The organism is Asticcacaulis sp. AC402, assembly GCF_000495835.1.
In the GTDB taxonomy this organism is placed as follows: domain Bacteria; phylum Pseudomonadota; class Alphaproteobacteria; order Caulobacterales; family Caulobacteraceae; genus Asticcacaulis.
The window spans coordinates 1-16,905 of record NZ_AWGC01000039.1; the positions used below are offsets into that span (position 1 = coordinate 1).

Sequence of the window (16,905 nt, forward strand, 5' to 3'; positions counted from 1 at the left end):
CACGAGATGGGGAGGGGGACCGCGAAGCGGTGGAGGGGTATCTTATACCAAGCCTCATAAAGAATGACGCTTGGTATTCGCATTTCTTCAGCTCAAACGCCGCATGGCTCCTCGCAAAAGCTCGGGCGGGCAGTCGCCCTTGCCAATCCACGATGAGTCAAGGTCATCGTGGATTGGTATTACTTTCCTTCGAGCGACGACGCCTCGATCACGACCATCTTTTTCACCCCCTCAATTCGTTAACGGATGACAACGCCATCCCTCATCCCTATCTAGGGAATCGAAAATCACGATTCCTCAGGTACCCGTCATGTCCCAACCCCGCAAAGTTCGCTGCGCCATTATCGGCACCGGTCCGGCCGGCTGGACCGCCGCCATCTACGCCGCGCGCGGCCTGCTGGCGCCGGTGATATTCACCGGCCCCCAGGACGGCGGCCAACTGACCATCACCACCGATGTCGAGAACTATCCAGGTTTTGCCGAGGTCGTCCAGGGCCCGTGGCTGATGGACCAGATGCGCGACCAGGCCGTCCATATGGGCACCGAGGTCATCACCGAGATCGTCACGAAGGCCGATCTGTCCCAGCGTCCGTTCCGGCTGGAAACGGAAAGCGGCGGCCAGTACCTGGCCGAAACCGTCATCATTGCGACCGGCGCCCAGGCCAAGTGGCTGGGGATTGACTCGGAAAAGGCTTACCAGGGTTTCGGCGTCTCGGCCTGCGCCACCTGCGACGGTTTCTTTTATCGCAACAAGGTGGTGGCCGTGGTCGGGGGCGGCAATACGGCCGTAGAGGAAGCCCTGTTCCTGACCAAATTCGCGTCCAAGGTCTATCTTATCCACCGCCGCGAACAGCTGCGCGCCGAGAAGATCCTGGTCGAGCGCCTGCTCAACAATCCCAAGATCGAGCCGATCTGGAATACCGCCATCGATGAAATCCTGGGCGACACAAATATGATGGGCATCGCCGGAGTCACGGGTGTGCGCCTGAGTTCGACCACGGGTGGTGAAGATCGCGTCATCGACCTTGACGGGGTGTTTATCGCCATCGGCCATGCGCCTTCGTCGCAACTGTTCGAAGGCCAATTGGAAACCAAGCAGGGTGGTTACCTGGTCGTCGACCCCGGCACGCCCAGGACCTCGATCACCGGCGTCTATGCCGCTGGCGACGTTACCGACGACGTCTACCGCCAGGCCGTCACCGCCGCCGGCATGGGCTGCCAGGCCGCACTTGAAGCCATCCGCCTGCTGGCCGAGGAAGACCATCACCACAGCCTGCTGACGGCGAAGGAAATCGACGAAGAGTTTGAAAAGCTGCCGGTAAAGGCCAAGAAGAAAGCCACCAAACCTAAGCTGGTCGCCCAAGTCTGACGTCTCCTCCCCATGTATGGGGACGTGGACCGCGAAGTGGCCGTCACGGCATGATGGAAGGATATCTTTCGGTCGGCGGCGTGCTGGCAAGCGGTAGAGGAACTTCCCCCGCCCTCCCAGCGCGGTCGTCAGAACCGGCAGGTGATCACGCCCATGATCGCTCAGCATCTGCTGAGCCTGTTCGATGCGGAACCGGTTGACCATCTGGTTGAAATTGCCAAAGCCCAAGGCGCCGGTAATGCCTTGAGTCACCCGATACTTGGCCGCCCCCAGACGCCGCGCCAGGTCGGTGCCCTTCTGTTCATGCGGGGTCCCCATATGTGAATCCCCCGGGGTACGAAAAATTTTCACATCCGCCCTTGAACCTGAATTTTCTTCCCCCAAATTCTAGAGCGAAGGCGCCGATAACGGGCCTTCTTGAATGGCAACATTGCCCATGATGGGGATGTCGATGTCGTTCAATGTCATACCTTTACGGACCACGCACAAAGTCCGTAAGGCCTCGCTTCCTGTAAGGAGAGCCCTATGCGCACCGCTGTTGATTTTTCCCCCCTGTACCGTTCCGCCGTTGGCTTCGATCGTCTCGTCGGCTTGCTTGATAGCGCTGCCCGCGCCGACGCCACGCCGGGCTGGCCGCCCTATAACATCGAGCGCCTCGCTGGCGCCGACGCAGAAACCGGCGACTCTTACCGTATCGAAGTCGCCGTCGCCGGCTTCCGTCCGGACCAGCTCAATATCGAGGTCAAGGAAAACGTGCTGACTGTCGCCGGCAAGAAGGATGGTGATGAAGCCCATCGCACCTTCCTGCACCGCGGCCTGGCCGAACGCTCGTTCGAGCGCCGCTTCCAGCTGGCCGACCACATCCGCGTCACGAGTGCGGACCTGGCCAATGGCCTGCTTTCGATCCAGCTGCATCTCGAAGTGCCGGAAGCCAAGAAGGCCAAGACCATCGCCATCAATACCGCGTTTGACACGCCGGCCGCCCTGGAAGCCGCCGAGTAAGGTCTTCCCCTCAGGTTACGCCGGATAGGCGTCCGGCGTAACCTCTACTACTTTCAAGTTTCTCCCTGAAAACTGAGAGACTGTTTTGAAAATGGGGAGGCCGAGCCGAAAAGGGCTGGTTTCAAGAACCGGAGCGGAGCGTACTTAAGTACGTGAGCACCGGAAGCGCAGAAAACGGCCCTTTGCAGGCCGGCCTCACTCGTTTGCAATCAGTCTCTGACAGGCTCTTCGGCGCCTGTGGTCCGCACGGCTTGCCCTCCCCCTGGCCGCGGATCACAGGATGTCTGAAGGGTCTTTTTCATTCGGCAGCGGGGATCAACTCGCCAGACGGCCGCGCAGGCCCACGCACGTGACATGTTCCAAAGCTTCCAGCTTCATGGAAGCGCCCTCGAGGTTGGCGCGTGACAGGTCGGCGCCCTCCAGATTGGCCAATCTCAAATCGGCATCGGCCAGGTTGACGCCGCGCATTCGGGTTTCGCGCAAATCCGCCGGCAGGACGCGGGTGGCGTCGATCTGGAGGGCGCCCAGTTTTGCCCCCTCCAGATTGGCGCCATCGAGCCGTGCCTTGTACATCCGAACGCCGCGCAAATCGGCGCCCTTGAGATTGCAGTTGCGCAGGTCGGCCTCTTCAAGATGGGCACCCTGCAATTGGATGCCGCTCATATCCAGGCCGTAGAAGACCGCACCGCGCGCCGACAGCGCCGTCAGGTTAAGGTTGCGAATCTGACCGAGGGCGCGCAGGTCGGCCTTGTCGAAGGTCGACGGTTTACCCTGCTTGCCCAGGCTATCAACCCACAGGGCGTGGTCCTGCAGCATCTCGCCATAGGGCAAGGACTTGACGTCGGTGCCGATTATCTTGTCCGTCAGCACGCCGGACATGTCGGCCTGTTCGGTGCGCATCATGTCGGTCTTGGCGCCGATCAGCACGGCGTCCTTCATCGAGGCGCCGGTAAAGTCGGCCCCCGACAGGTCAGCGCCGGCCAGGTCGACATTGTGCATGATCGCCTGCTTCAGATTGGCGCGAACCAGCTTGCAGCCTTTCATGGTGGCGTCGGTGAAGTCGGCTTTCATGGCCTGAATTCCGGAAAGTTTGGAACGTTCCAGATTGGCGCCGCGCAGGTTGGCATAGGTGGCTTCCGACGTGCGCATCGAAATTTCAACATAGGCCAGGCCGGCGTGTTTGTCGGGCAGGGCCAGGGCGCCTTCGCGCAGATCGGCCTCGAACAGATCGACACCCGACAGGTTGGCGCCACGCAGGCAGGCGCCGCGCAGGTCGGCCCGCCGCAGGGACGCCCCCATCAGATTGGCCAGTTGCAGGTCGGCGCAGAACAGGTTGGATTTGTCGAAATTGCAGCCGGCCAGATCGCAGTCGGCCAGGATGGCGGCGGTGAAGTCGGCATCCTGAAGCACCCGGCCGCGGAAGCTGAGGCCGGACAGGTCGCACCAGGCAAACACAGCCCGGCCGCCGCCCGGTTTACACTGGAAAAACCGCTCGTGCTTTTGACAGATTGCGTCGACCTGGGCCTGAGACAGCTTGGTGTAGCGTCGTTCACCCGCTGTGGCGTTCATACTGTTTCGGCTTTCACTCACACTACATGGACGGGCAGCATGGCAGAAATGTCTTAAAAAATGGCTTTATTCAGTGAGGTAGCCATGCGCTCGCAGGCTTTTCGCAAGGTCAGAGCCCGGCAGGACATAGAGATGACGATAGCCCCTGCCCGCCCATGCCGCCAATTCCGACGCAAGGTCAGCATCCGTGTTGGGGTGGAATTCGGCATCGAAACCAGCGGGGTCACCGCTTTCGCGCACCATCGGCTTTCCGGTTTTCAGGAAATATGCGAAAGGCGCGATAAGGTGCGCCGCCTCGCTTTCCAGAAGGCTGGACTCAATGACGATTCCAGCGTTGCGGAGGCGTTGCGGCCCAGCATGTGAAGCATAGGGAGACGGGTCGTCGCAGGCATAGACAACCCTGGCGACACCGGCTGCGACCAATCGCTCCGAACAGGATGCGCCGCCGCTCGAACGCTTGCCGCAGGGTTCCAGGGTCACATAGGCGGTAGCTCCCCTTGCCGTTTCACCGGCGGCATCGAGAGCGTTTTCTTCGGCGTGCGGGCGGCCCCCGTCACCGGTCGCGCCCTCTGCAATGACAACACCATCCTTGACCAGCACACATCCGACAGCGGGATTGGGCCATGTATGGCCGGGACGAGCCAGAGAAATAGCTCTAGCCATGAAAATGCTGTCAAACTCCCTTTCTCCACGTGAGGGGATAGGGGCATTCCAGGCGGGGTAGAAGTTAAATTCTGGCGATCGGACGGACTCAGAAATGTCGCCGTCACAAATGCCCGCGATCGTATCCAAAATCGGTGCCGCATCGCCGATTACAAACCTCGCCACAGACCAACCAAGCTTGTTCATGTACAGGTCACGGACACGATCATCGTGGCTGTCGTTGTGCTGGCTGCCGTCGATCTCGATAACAAGATTAAGCTCGCGACAGGCAAAGTCAGCAAAATAGGGGCCTATCGGCAGTTGACGGACGAATTTACGGCCACTGAGCATGCGGTTGCGAAGACCGTTCCAAACCGCCCACTCCGCATTATTTCCGGCTTTTCGCAAACTTCTCGCGCGGTCGGTCTTTTTTTCGTCGGGTCCACGCATAGCGACCTTCCTTTTGCCTCTCCCCGTTTACGGGGAGAGGACGAGAGCGGAACGAAGTGAACGCGATCGGGTGAGGGGCCTTCCGAAGACGATCGCGCACCGGACGGTTTAAGAAGCCCCTCACCCCTACCCTCTCCCCGCAAGCGGGGAGAGGGAGAAGAATTTCAGCTCTACCCCGCCAATTCCGGCACGGGGTTGGCGCGCGTCTGGTCCAGATACCGTGCCGAAACCGGCTTCAACCCGTCATCCAGTTCGATCACCAGCGGATTGCTGGTCGGGACCTCGACGTCCAGGATCGCCTCTTCGCTCAGATTGAACAACAGCTTCAAAATCGCCCGGATGGAGTTGCCGTGTGCCGCCACCAAAACCGTCTCACCCGACGTCAGCGCCGGCGTAATGACTCCGTCCCAGAACGGCAGCACGCGATCGAGCGTCGTCTTCAGGCTTTCGGTGTCCGGCAGTTCCACTCCGGCGTAACGACGGTCAGCCTTGAAATCATACTCACCGCCGGCGTCCAGCGGCGGCGGCGGGACGTCATATGACCGGCGCCACACCCGGACCTGGTCTTCGCCATGCTTGGCGGCTGTTTCGGCCTTGTCCAGCCCCGTCAGCCCGCCATAGTGGCGCTCGTTCAGATGCCAGTCCTTGATCACCGGCACATAGGTCTGGCCCGCCGCATCCAGCGCCAGGTTACACGTACGGATGGCGCGCGTTAGAACCGAGGTAAAGGCGCGGTCGATATCGATGCCTTCGGCCTTGATGAGTTCGCCACCGCGGCGTGCCTGGGCCTCGCCCTCGGCGGTCAGGTCGACATCGACCCAGCCGGTAAAGCGGTTTTCAAGGTTCCACTGGCTTTGGCCGTGGCGAAGCAGGACGAGGGTCGGCATGGTGTCACCTGTGCATGGTCGTGAGAGTCACAGGCTACATAGAAGCCTGCTCAGCCAAGTCAAGCTGGCAAGTCAAGCTGGCAAGTCAAGCCACCAGATGGACCGCATCTCCCGGCCGCACAACTCCACTCTTGACGATGCGGGCATAGATGCCGCAGTCGCGATGGCCGTAATTGTCCCACAGCGCCGTGCACAGGTCGATATCGCGCTCGGCCGTCGTGGGATTCACGTGCGTGGCGACACAGCGGACAATCGGCTTCAACACGTCCAGCTCCGGGCCACTGTCACCGATGCGCAAGGTCCGCCCGACCCAGCCATGGTCCACAAACGGCGACCAGTCCTCAACCCAGATATTGGCGCGCAGCCGCAACGGATCGAGCGCCGGCCCGCCCATCCGTGCGCTGACATCACGCAACGAGTTGAGATTGAGAAAGGATACAAACCCCTTGCCCGAATCGGTAAAGCGGAAATGTTCGCCCGTCGCCTCAACGCCGGATGCAGTCAGGAAGTTCAACGGCTGTACAACGCGATCATAGTCCTCGTTTGCGTCTAGAACGCCCTCGACATGGCGCGCCAACGCCTGTTGACCGTGGGCCGTGGCCAACGCGAACTCTGCCGTTTCGCCGCTGCCTTCGGTCACCGAAAGTATGGCGAGGTCTTCGTCATAACGGGTGTGCAACTTCGCCACGGACGCGAACCGGGCCAGCACGGCGAACTTCATTTTCGAGACCGTTTTAGGCGCCGACGGGTTGAAACCCGATGGCCCGACCTCCAGCGCAAACAATCGGTCGTACGGAAAGAAGCCGCCTTCGTGGAGATGCGCCTGCGTTACAGCTTCCGGCGTAAAGCCCTTGACCGGGTGCCGCCAGAGAGCGGAAACCGTGCCGGTCATCAGCGGAACTCATCTTCAAGCTGAGCCAGGCGATCGGCCTGGTCCTCGGCGATCAGGGCGTTGATCATCTGGCCCATGTCGCCTTCCATAAACTGGGGCAGGTTATAGAGCGTCAGATTGATGCGATGGTCGCTGACCCGGCCCTGCGGGTAGTTATAGGTCCGTATCCGTTCCGACCGGTCGCCCGAACCGACCTGGGACTTGCGCGAGTCGGAACGGGCCGTATCCAGCGCCTGGCGCTGCATGTCATACATGCGGGCCTTGAGGTTACGCATGGCGATGGCGCGGTTCTGGTGCTGCGACTTTTCCGAGCTGGTGACAACGATGCCGGTCGGCAGGTGGGTGATGCGCACGGCCGAGTCGGTCTTGTTGACGTGTTGTCCGCCGGCGCCTGACGAACGGTAGGTGTCGATGCGCAGATCCTTGTCCTGGATATCGATTTCGACATCCTCGGCTTCTGGCAGCACTGCCACGGTTGCCGCCGAGGTATGGATGCGGCCGCCGGCTTCGGTCTCCGGCACGCGCTGCACGCGGTGGACGCCGGATTCAAATTTCAGCTTGCCGAACACCCCATCGCCGGTCACCGAAGCGATGATTTCTTTGAAACCGCCCATTTCGCCTTCCGACAGGCTGTCGACCTCGACCCGCCAGCCCTGCAACGCCGCATAGCGCGAATACATGCGAAACAGATCACCGGCGAACAGGGCGGCCTCATCACCCCCTGTGCCGGCGCGGACTTCAAGGATGGCCGAAGCGTTTTCGTCCTTGTCCTTGGGCGCCAGCAGCAGCGCGACGCCGCGTTCCAGGTCCGGCAGGTACGCCCGCAACTCCGTCAGCTCGTCCTGCGCCAGGGGCGACAGGTCGGGATCGTTCATTGCGACCATCTCTTCCAGTTCCGGCACCTGGTTGCGTGCCTTCAACAGTCTCTCGACCGCGTCGCACACCGGCTTGATCTCGGCATGTTCTTTCGACAGCCGGACGATTTCGGCGCCATCGGTCGTCGATTCCATGCGCGCCTCGATCATGCGGAAGCGGTCCATGACCTGGTCGAGCTTGGCTTGGGGCAGATGTATCAACGAATATCTCCTGAAGGCCCCCGCTTAGCTTTATTTGGGATAGGTATCAATGAAGCTCTGGCGCTTTTCCAATTGCGCCTGCAGGGCCGCCACCCTGGGCGCCACGCGGCGCCAATCGATCTGCGGATAACGGAAATCGGCGTAGGTGGCCGCAAGGCCCAGGGTCAGGCTGCCGAGGTCAAAAACCTCAGCCGCCGGACAAGCGGTTTCGGCGACGGCAAAACCGCGCAGCAGATTGTCCTCCCACCGTTTGAGCCAGAAGGGCGAGCGCTCGCTTTCCGGCCGGCGGTTTTCCAGCACCATCTTGACCGTCATCTCGAGCAGCCCCGCGCCCAGCACCTCCAGACGCCGCACCGGCCACACCGCCTCGCCCTCCGGCAGCAGCCGCGGTTCCGCTCCCAGGGCGTCCAGCCAGTGGGCGATCAGGCTTGAGTCGGTCCAGCACGTACCGTCCACGATCAAGGCCGGAATCTGGGACAGCGGATTGGCCCGTACCAGATCGGAAGGACTTTCGACCGGAACGACGAAGACCTCCTCGACCTGATCCATAAGTCCTTTCTCGCGCACCACAATCCGCACCTTGCGGGCAAAGGGTGATCCGGAATTGATAAAAAGTTTCATGATAGAAAGTTTCATGGGGCCTCCCGCGGCATGAATCCTGACGCTGCCCCAGATCGACCGCAAACGCCTTGCCGTGAAGGCGTTGTATACGATTCTTGCGGGGCCTGCGCAGCATAACAAGGTTAACAAAGCTTTACCAAAAAATGGCAAGTGTTTGCCTTAATTTAACAAGTTTCGATTACGGTCACCAAGTGTCGAGACGACTAACGATAGAAATTTGCCTCAGAACGAGGGTCCTGGTGAAACGTAGCGTAAGCGAACTCAAACTGCTGGCCCCGATGGCTCTGATCGTCGTCGTGGCTGTCTGCGCTTTGGTGGGCAGCTTGTGGATGTGGGCCGATCAGGCTGACACCCTGTCGCGCAATCGCGAGGAAAGCCTGGTCAAGCTGGGTTTGAACCAGATGGCGGACGACCATGCGCTATTGATGACGCCTATCACCATCTGGGACAAGGCGGTCGAAAGCACCCATGTCAAGTATGACAAGAAGTGGGTAAAGGACAATATCGGCGGCTATTTCGAAAGCTATCTCAAGTTCGAGTCCAACTTCCTGATGGACGACAAGGGCGCCATCGTCTTTGCCTATCGCAAAGGCGCGGAGGCCGATACCCAGTCGTTCGATGGCATCTCCCAACAGGCGGCCGGAGTCATTAAGGATCTGCGCACCCGCTTTGGCGAACGTGCTGCCCGCGGCCTCAGCTACAATTCCGACAGCAACCACGTCGGCCGGCTGATTGCCGTCAATGGCAAAATCTACATTATTGGCGTCAGCTTCCTGTTGCCCGACAGCCAGGACCCCAAGTTGCTGGCCTACAAGCCCTATATCGCTGTCGGAACCCACGAACTGAGCCAGCAGGAACTGGTCGCCCTGTCCCAACGCTATATGGTATCGGAAATCAAGCTGGTGCAGCCCGGTCAGACCCGCCCGGAAGGCTCGGCCGCCGTTACCTTCCGCGACGACAGTACCGGCGAGGTCATGGTCGAACTGGTATGGATGCCCGACACGCCCGGCCGCACCCTGTTTGTTCGTTCCCTGGCCCCCGTGCTGATGATTTCCCTGGGCCTGGGACTGATCGCTCTTGTTCTGCTGCACCAGAGCCAAAAGGCCGCCCAGGGCCTGATCGCCAGCGAGGCCAAGGCCAAGCATATGGCCCTGCACGATGCCCTGACCGGCCTGCCCAACCGCACCCTGTTCGCCGACCGCCTGAAACAGGCGTGCGAGCGACTGAACCGCCAGGGCGGCCAGGTTTCGGTTATGTGCATCGGTCTCGATCGCTTCAAGGACGTCAACGACACCCTGGGCCACCTCGCCGGCGACGAACTGATCCGCCACAATGCCACCAAGATCAGCGGCATCATCCGTTCGGGTGACACCCTGGCGCGCCTGGGCGGCGACGAATTCGTCATCATCCAGACCGACACCGACGGATTGAGCACGGCCGCCCTGGCCAAGCGCGTCCTGGAGGTCCTGACCGGCACCGTCAATCTTCAGAGCGGCCAGGTCTTCTCCTCATGTTCGATCGGCGTTACCCTGATCCACGATAGCGATGTCGAACCGGCCGAGGCTCTGCGTCAGGCCGACCTGGCGCTGTATCGCGCCAAGGACCTCGGCCGCGGCCAGTACGCTTTCTTCGAAGTCGAGATGGACGCCACCATAAAGCTGCGCAAAACGCTGGAAACCGGCCTGCGCGAAGCCATCCATGTTGAGGACATCGACGTCGTCTATCAGCCCCAGGTCGACCACTTCGGCAACATCGTTGGCGTCGAGGCCCTGTGCCGCTGGACCCATCCGACCCGCGGCCCGGTGTCACCGTCCTATTTCATCCCGCTGGCCGAAGAATGCGGGCTGATGCACGAACTCGGCAGCCTGGTCATGCGCCGCGCGATGACGGATTCGCACCGTTGGCCCGGGTTGAAGGTCGCTGTCAATGTCTCGGCGACCCAACTTCGCCGCGCTTCCTTCGTCGGCCACATGCGTAACCTGCTCGCCGAAACCCATACCGCCGCCACCCAGATCGAGATCGAGATCACCGAAGGCGTCCTTCTCAACGACGACACCACCACCCAGACCGTGCTGCGTGACTTGCGCCACATGGGCTTCTCGATCGCGCTCGACGATTTCGGTACCGGCTATTCGTCACTGGGCTATCTCAGCCGCTATCCGGTTGACAAGATCAAGATCGACCGCTCTTTCGTGTCCAATCTGGGCGTCGACCCGGAATCCGAGGCCGTCATCCGCGCCATTGTCAAGCTGAGCAAGGCGCTGAACCTGAACATCGTCGCTGAAGGCGTCGAGACCCGGGCGCAGAAGGCGATCCTGCGCCAGACCGGCTGCCAGATCATCCAGGGGTACCTGTTCTCAAAGCCGGTGCCGCGCGAAGAGATCGACGAGATGATGCGCCACGACCGCCGCCTGACCATCAGCGACGGCAACGTCGATGGAATGAAGCAGGTAAGTTAAGCAGGGGTGAGGTGCGCCGGTTTGCGAACCGCAAACCGGATGAAATCGCTACAGTGTAGCGATTTCCGCAACGAACGCCCGGAGCCTGCGAAGGGCAGGCCCCGCACCCGGAAACCTGACAGCGCTGATCGGCGCGGAACCTACCACACCATATGCGCCAGCACGTCCGCCTGGTTTGCCCCGATAACCGTGATGGTGTTGCTGGCGCTGAAGGTAATCACCACATTGCCGCCGACCTGGGCGACGAGGCCGGCATTGGCCACCCCGCCGGTATAGGCATTGACATTGATGGTATCGTTCTGCGCCGCGCTGAAGTCAAAGATGATGTCCTTGGCGCTGCCGGCTTCGAACAGAAAGATATCCGCGCCCAAGCCGCCCGTCAGCTTGTCGGCGCCGGCCTTGCCGTTCAGCGTATTATTGCCGTCATTTCCGATCAGCGTATTGCTGTTGGAATTGCCGGTGGCGTTGATGTTGGCCGTACCCGTCAGATTCAGAGTTTCAGCGAACCGCCCGGCCAAGGTGTAGGTCACGCTCGAATAGATCAGGTCTGTCCCGGCGCCCCCGGCCTCAATGACGTTGTCACCTGTTGCCTGGACATAATAGGTGTCATCGCCCATTCCGCCGGCCATAGTGTCGTTCCCTGCAGCGCCATCAAGGACATTGTTCCCGACATTGCCGTTCAAGGTGTTGGCCAAAGAGTTACCGGTCGCAGTTGTATTGGCTGTGCCGGTCAGGGTAAGAGTTTCAACATACCGTCCATTCAGGCTGTAATTGACGGTTGAGAAAATGGTATCCGTTCCTTCTCCCCCCAGCTCAACGACCTTGTCTCCAGTTTCCTGAACATAGTAGGTATCGTCTCCGATCCCACCACTTAGAGTGTCATTTCCATTGCCCCCATCCAGGACATTGGCAGCGTCATTTCCCACCAAAGTGTCAGCATATCCCGACCCGGTCAGGTTTTCCAGCTCCAGGAGAGTATCAAACCCAGCACCGCCGGTATTCTGAGCGACCGAAATAGCTAAGTTAACAATAACAGAACCCGTGGCGCTGCCGTAGTATGCCGTATCCGTCTCGCTACCACCATTCAGAGTGTCATCACCGGCGCCGCCTTCCAGAATGTCACCTTCTGAACCGCCATACAACGCGTCGTTGCCGCCCAGGCCGTAAAGAACATCATTGCCCCCCTGTCCGAGGAGACTGTTGGCGAAGGAACCGCCGGACACCGTGTCATTCCCATCGTTGCCGTAAATGCCAGTACCGAAAACGTACGGCCCGCCAGTTTCAATCCCGTTTCCGACATTGATGACGTCAGAATGGGCAGACCCGAGAACGAGAGTGTACCGCTCCAAGCCGGTCATCAGCCCGCCGCCAATTGTGGACACGCCCCCAGAAAACGCCGCCGTCAGGTCAGCAGTAGCCCCTGTGTCAGCGCCGGCCAGCGACAAGAGCAGGATGTCGGTATTGGCGCCACCATCAACATAGTCACCATAACCGGCAAACAACTCGTCGTTCCCTGAACCACCGTTGAGGCTGTCAATTTCTACGCCCGTATCCCAACCGCCACCCCAATCTGCCACGTTGGAATATAAGTAGTCCGAAGCGTCGCCACCATTCAAACTGTCGTTGTCAATTCCACCATAGAGGCGATCATTGCCGCCCAGGCCGTTAAGAACATCATTGCCCCCTTCCCCATAGAAACTATTGGCAGAAGAACCCCCGAAGACCGTGTCGTTACCGTCGTTACCGTAAATGCCTCTGCCGTAGACGTAGGGTCCGTCGATTTCAATCCCGTTGCCGACATTAATGACGTCAGAATGGGAGGAGCCGAGAATGAGCGTGTACCGCTCCAAACCAGTCAACTGCCCGCCGCCAATCGTCGAGACACCGCCAGAGAATGAAGCCGTCAAGTCAGCCGTAACGCCTGCATCAGCGCCAGCCAGCGACAAGAGCAGAATATCCGTATTGGCACCACCATCAACATAGTCACCATAACCGGCAAACAACTCGTCGTTCCCTGAAGCACCGTTGAGGCTGTCAATTTCTACGCCCGTATCCCAACCGCCACCCCAATCTGCCACGTTTGAATACAAATAGTCCGAAGCGTCGCCACCATTCAAACTGTCGTTGTCAATTCCACCATAGAGGCGATCATTGCCGCCCAGGCCGTTAAGAACATCATTGCCCCCTTCCCCATAGAAACTGTTGGCAGAAGCCCCCCCGAAGACCGTGTCGTTACCGTCGTTACCGTAAATGCCTCTGCCGTAGACATAGGGTCCGTCGATTTCAATCCCGTTGCCGACATTAATGACGTCAGAATGGGAGGAGCCGAGAATGAGCGTGTACCGCTCCAAACCAGTCAACTGCCCACCGCCAATCGTCGAGACACCGCCAGAGAATGAAGCCGTCAAGTCAGCCGTAACGCCTGCGTCAGCGCCAGCCAGCGACAAGAGCAGGATGTCCGTATTGGCGCCACCGTCAACATAGTCACCATAACCGGCAAACAACTCGTCGTTCCCTGAACCACCGTTGAGGCTGTCAATTTCTACGCCGGTATCCCAACCGCCACCCCAATCTGCCACGTTGGAATATAAGTAGTCCGAAGCGTCGCCACCATTCAAAATGTCGTTGTCTATTCCACCATAGAGGCGATCATTGCCGCCCAGGCCGTTAAGAACATCATTGCCGCCTTCCCCATAGAAACTATTGGCAGAAGAACCCCCGAAGACCGTGTCGTTACCGTCGTTACCGTAAATGCCTCTGCCGTAGACGTAGGGGCCGTCGACTTCAATGCCGTTGCCGACATTAATGACGTCAGAATGGGAAGAACCGAGAATGAGCGTATACTGTTCTAAGCCAGTCAATAGCCCGCCACCAATCGTCGACACGCCGCCAGAAAATGAAGCCGTCAAGTCAGCAGTAACCCCTGCGTTAGCGCCAGCCAGCGACAAGAGCAGGATGTCCGTATTGGCGCCTCCATCAACATAGTCACCATAACCGGCAAACAACTCGTCGTTCCCTGAACCACCGTTGAGGCTGTCAACCTCTACGCCGCTATCCCAACCGCCACCCCAATCTGCCACGTTGGAATACAACTGATCGGAAGCATCCCCGCCATCAAGTACGTCGCCACCTCCGCCGCCGCGCAGAATATCATTCCCCCCTGCGCCGTTAACCGAATCTTCTAACGCTGTGCCTTCGTACGTATCATTACCCGGGGTACCATCGAAGATAGCCATATCAACCTCGTGCTGTTTTGATTGGAACATGCTTACTCAATGCGCAACGACTTAAACTCAATTCGCCCTTGTTACGCTCCGCGCGATAGCTGACGAGCTTGGACCACTTAAAGCTATTCGAGGCGTCGCACGCTGGAAACCTGCGGCTCTTAGGACTCACTCAAAACAGCAATCAAGCCTCACCATACCATGTGCGCCAGCACGTCGGCTTGTGTCGCGCCAATAACCGTGATGGTGTTGCTGGCGCTAAATGTAATCACCACATTGCCGCCGACCTGGGCGACCAGCCCCGCATTCGCCACCCCGCCAGTGATCGCATTGACATTGATGGTGTCGTTCTGCGCCGCCGAGAAATCGGTGATGGTGTCCTTGCCGTTGCTGGCCTCGAACAGGAACACGTCCGCCCCCAGGCCCCCGGTCAGACTGTCCTTGCCGCCCTTGCCATTCAGGATATTGATCCCGCTATTGCCGACCAGGGTATTGGTCAGCGAATTACCCGTGGCATTGATATTGGCCGATCCAGTAAGGTTGATCGTCTCCGCATATCGACCGTTGAGCGAATAGGTCACCACCGAGAAGATGACATCCGTTCCCTCACCGCCCAGTTCGACCACAGTGTCGCCGCTGTTCTGGACATAGTAGCTATCGTTGCCGAGTCCGCCGCTCAACACGTTGTTACCTGTATTGCCGGTCAGGACGTTGCCGACAGCATTGCCGGTGCCGTTGATTGCCGCGGTACCGGTCAGGGTCAGGCTCTCAACATCAGACGACAGCGTATAGGTCACTGACGACCGGACGGCATCCGTCCCACCGCCGGCAGCTTCGGTAATCACGTCGCCGGTGCTATCGACGACATAACTGTCGTTGCCGCTGCCGCCGATCAGGGTATCGGTGCCGGCGCCACCATCGAGGCTGTCATGGCCCCCGCTGGCGTCCAGCAGGTTGGCGCCGCCATTGCCCGTCAGTACATTGGCCAGTCCATTGCCTGTGGCGTTGGCAGCCGCTCCCGTCAGGGTCAGGTTTTCAGCCTGCTTGCCGGCCAGGCTGTAGCTGACCGACGCGATGATCAGGTCGGTGCCACCGCCCGCAGCTTCGACGACGCTGTCGCCGGCGGCATCGACGTAATAGGTGTCGTTGCCCAGGCCACCGGCCAGGGTGTCACTCCCCGCGCCGCCATCCAGCGCATTGTGGCCGGCATTACCGGTCACGCTGTTCCCAAGACTATTGCCTGTGCCATTCAGATCCGCCGATCCAGTCAGGCTCAGGTTTTCAACCAACAGGCCGGCCAGCGACCAGGTCAGCGATGAAACCACCAGGTCCGTGCCTTCGCCGGACAGTTCGACGACGACATCACCGATGGCCTGGACATAGTAGGTATCGTTGCCGGCGCCTCCGATCAGGGTGTCGTTGGCCCCGCCGCCATCCAGGCTGTTGTTGCCGGCATTGCCGGTCAAGGTATTGCCGAGGCCGTTACCGGTCGCATCGATAGGGACACTTCCGGTCAGGGTCAGGTTCTCGACCACCCGCCCGGCCAGACTGTAGCTGGTACTTGCGACAACCAGGTCGGTCCCCTGGCCACTCAGCTCGACGACATCGTCGGCGGCACTATCGACGTAGAACGTGTCGTTGCCCGTCCCGCCCGTCAACAGGTCGCTGCCCGTCCCGCCGTCGAGACTGTCATTGCCCTGACCGCCGTTGACGGTGTCGTTGCCACCCTGTCCGAACGCGATGTCGTCGCCATCCCCGGCATTGATGGTTTCGCCGGCATTGCTGCCGAACAGGACATCGGTATCGCCCGTCCCGTTCAGGGTTGCCGGCGGCGCCGCAACGCCATCATCGTCCACGATTATAGCCGTGCCGATATTCTTGGCCAGGGTGACATTGTTGCTGGGGCTGTAGAGCTCTAGAGTGAAGACCTCGTTGACTTCATCCAGGCTGTCATTCGTGATCGGGATACGGACGGTTTTAACGGTCTCACCCGGCGAGAAGGTCAGATATCCTAAAAGGTCGACGAAGTCGTTCGAGTTCGCTGTCTGGTAGTTCGTCCGCCAGTTCACTGTTACGGCAGCCGTCCCCGGCGCGTCCAGGCGCACAATAAAATCGACAAAGTCCTGGCCTTCGCCGACCACCACATCGTCCACCGCGATGTTCGGCATGACCGACGGTGTCGAGTCATTGGCCCCGATCACTGCCGTCCCGACCGCATCCAGGGTCGTAGCATTGACCAGGCTGCTGATCACCAGGTTGAAGGCCTCCGAGCCCTCCGTCACCGTATCATTAATCAGCGGCACCTTGACCGTGTGTACCGTCTGGCCGGGCGCAAAGTTCAGGCTGCCGCTGACCGCCACATAGTCCGACCCCGCCACCGCGCCACCGTTTTGCGTCGCATAGTTCAGCGACACCACCAGACCGCTCGGCCGGTCCAGAATGATGATGAAACTGGCTTCACCCGCCGCTTCATCGATGACGAAATCGCCGATGGAAATCACGGGGGTGCCCGATGGCGCGTCGTTGTCAACGATGGTCGCCGTGCCGATATTCTTCGCCAGCGTAACATTGTTGCTGGGGCTGTAGAGCTCAAGAGTGAAGGCCTCATTGACTTCATCCAGGCTGTCATTCGTGATCGGGATACGGACGGTTTTAACGGTCTCACCCGGCGAGAAGGTCAGATATCCTAAAAGGTCGACGAAGTCGTTCGAGCT

General features: G+C 59.8%; 12 protein-coding genes. 4 read left to right on the forward strand and 8 right to left on the reverse strand.

Features of this window, described 5'->3' with window-relative positions; genetic code table 11:
* Positions 1-310 precede the first annotated feature (310 nt).
* The 3 genes from trxB to ABAC402_RS37240 all read left to right on the forward strand — a co-directional run bounded on the left by trxB (position 311) and on the right by ABAC402_RS37240 (position 2,371).
* Positions 311-1,369: a thioredoxin-disulfide reductase gene (gene trxB / locus ABAC402_RS37235; protein ID WP_023451013.1), complete on the forward strand. Its 1,059-nt coding sequence runs from the start codon at positions 311-313 to the stop codon at positions 1,367-1,369.
* 153 nt (positions 1,370-1,522) lie between these two features.
* Entirely contained in the window at positions 1,523-1,693 is a 171-nt protein-coding gene (locus tag ABAC402_RS40365; protein ID WP_023451014.1) for a hypothetical protein, read from the forward strand.
* A gap of 201 nt (positions 1,694-1,894) precedes the next feature.
* Positions 1,895-2,371 carry an Hsp20 family protein gene (locus ABAC402_RS37240; RefSeq protein WP_023451015.1) on the forward strand — a complete coding sequence of 159 codons (477 nt, stop codon included), beginning with the start codon at positions 1,895-1,897 and terminating at the stop codon, positions 2,369-2,371.
* A 315-nt stretch (positions 2,372-2,686) separates the two neighbouring features.
* Here ABAC402_RS37240 and ABAC402_RS37245 read toward each other — a convergent pair whose 3' ends face one another.
* From ABAC402_RS37245 to ABAC402_RS37265, 6 genes are all read right to left on the reverse strand, one after another.
* Positions 2,687-3,940: a pentapeptide repeat-containing protein gene (locus ABAC402_RS37245; RefSeq protein WP_023451016.1), complete on the reverse strand. Its 1,254-nt coding sequence runs from the start codon at positions 3,938-3,940 to the stop codon at positions 2,687-2,689.
* A gap of 66 nt (positions 3,941-4,006) precedes the next feature.
* Positions 4,007-5,032: a DUF559 domain-containing protein gene (locus ABAC402_RS40735; RefSeq protein ID WP_023451017.1), complete on the reverse strand. Its 1,026-nt coding sequence runs from the start codon at positions 5,030-5,032 to the stop codon at positions 4,007-4,009.
* 170 nt (positions 5,033-5,202) lie between these two features.
* On the reverse strand, positions 5,203-5,919 hold the full coding sequence (gene gpmA, locus ABAC402_RS37250; protein WP_023451018.1) for a 2,3-diphosphoglycerate-dependent phosphoglycerate mutase: 717 nt from the start codon (positions 5,917-5,919) through the stop codon (positions 5,203-5,205).
* A gap of 85 nt (positions 5,920-6,004) precedes the next feature.
* Entirely contained in the window at positions 6,005-6,811 is an 807-nt protein-coding gene (locus tag ABAC402_RS37255) for an MOSC domain-containing protein (RefSeq protein WP_023451019.1), read from the reverse strand.
* A complete protein-coding gene (gene prfA, locus ABAC402_RS37260; protein ID WP_040410109.1) occupies positions 6,811-7,884 on the reverse strand; it encodes a peptide chain release factor 1 in 1,074 nt (357 codons plus the stop codon). Before prfA ends, ABAC402_RS37255 begins: the two co-directional genes overlap by 1 nt.
* Before the next feature lie 33 nt (positions 7,885-7,917).
* The gene (locus ABAC402_RS37265) at positions 7,918-8,523 is read right to left on the reverse strand and encodes a glutathione S-transferase N-terminal domain-containing protein (RefSeq protein ID WP_235080046.1); all 606 of its coding nucleotides are present in this window, start codon (positions 8,521-8,523) and stop codon (positions 7,918-7,920) included.
* A 224-nt stretch (positions 8,524-8,747) separates the two neighbouring features.
* Here ABAC402_RS37265 and ABAC402_RS37270 point away from each other — a divergent pair, with 224 nt between their 5' ends.
* A complete protein-coding gene (locus ABAC402_RS37270) occupies positions 8,748-10,967 on the forward strand; it encodes a bifunctional diguanylate cyclase/phosphodiesterase (RefSeq protein WP_031236015.1) in 2,220 nt (739 codons plus the stop codon).
* A 140-nt stretch (positions 10,968-11,107) separates the two neighbouring features.
* Here the strand turns inward: ABAC402_RS37270 and ABAC402_RS40370 are convergent, their stop codons facing one another.
* Together ABAC402_RS40370 and ABAC402_RS39520 are read right to left on the reverse strand one after the other, a co-directional pair.
* Positions 11,108-14,203 carry a calcium-binding protein gene (locus ABAC402_RS40370; protein ID WP_023451023.1) on the reverse strand — a complete coding sequence of 1,032 codons (3,096 nt, stop codon included), beginning with the start codon at positions 14,201-14,203 and terminating at the stop codon, positions 11,108-11,110.
* Positions 14,204-14,382: 179 nt separating this feature from the next.
* The coding region (locus tag ABAC402_RS39520) for a Calx-beta domain-containing protein (protein WP_023451024.1) at positions 14,383-16,905 on the reverse strand (2,523 nt) is incomplete at its 5' end.

Bases quoted from the DNA above. Each gene is read 5' to 3' on its own strand.
- trxB (WP_023451013.1), top strand. From the start codon at position 311: ATGTCCCAACCCCGCAAAGTTCGCTGCGCCATTATCGGCACCGGTCCG.
- ABAC402_RS40365 (WP_023451014.1), top strand. From the start codon at position 1,523: ATGATCGCTCAGCATCTGCTGAGCCTGTTCGATGCGGAACCGGTTGAC.
- ABAC402_RS37240 (WP_023451015.1), top strand. From the start codon at position 1,895: ATGCGCACCGCTGTTGATTTTTCCCCCCTGTACCGTTCCGCCGTTGGC.
- ABAC402_RS37245 (WP_023451016.1), bottom strand. From the start codon at position 3,940: ATGAACGCCACAGCGGGTGAACGACGCTACACCAAGCTGTCTCAGGCC.
- ABAC402_RS40735 (WP_023451017.1), bottom strand. From the start codon at position 5,032: ATGCGTGGACCCGACGAAAAAAAGACCGACCGCGCGAGAAGTTTGCGA.
- gpmA (WP_023451018.1), bottom strand. From the start codon at position 5,919: ATGCCGACCCTCGTCCTGCTTCGCCACGGCCAAAGCCAGTGGAACCTT.
- ABAC402_RS37255 (WP_023451019.1), bottom strand. From the start codon at position 6,811: ATGACCGGCACGGTTTCCGCTCTCTGGCGGCACCCGGTCAAGGGCTTT.
- ABAC402_RS37265 (WP_235080046.1), bottom strand. From the start codon at position 8,523: ATGAAACTTTCTATCATGAAACTTTTTATCAATTCCGGATCACCCTTT.
- ABAC402_RS40370 (WP_023451023.1), bottom strand. From the start codon at position 14,203: ATGGCTATCTTCGATGGTACCCCGGGTAATGATACGTACGAAGGCACA.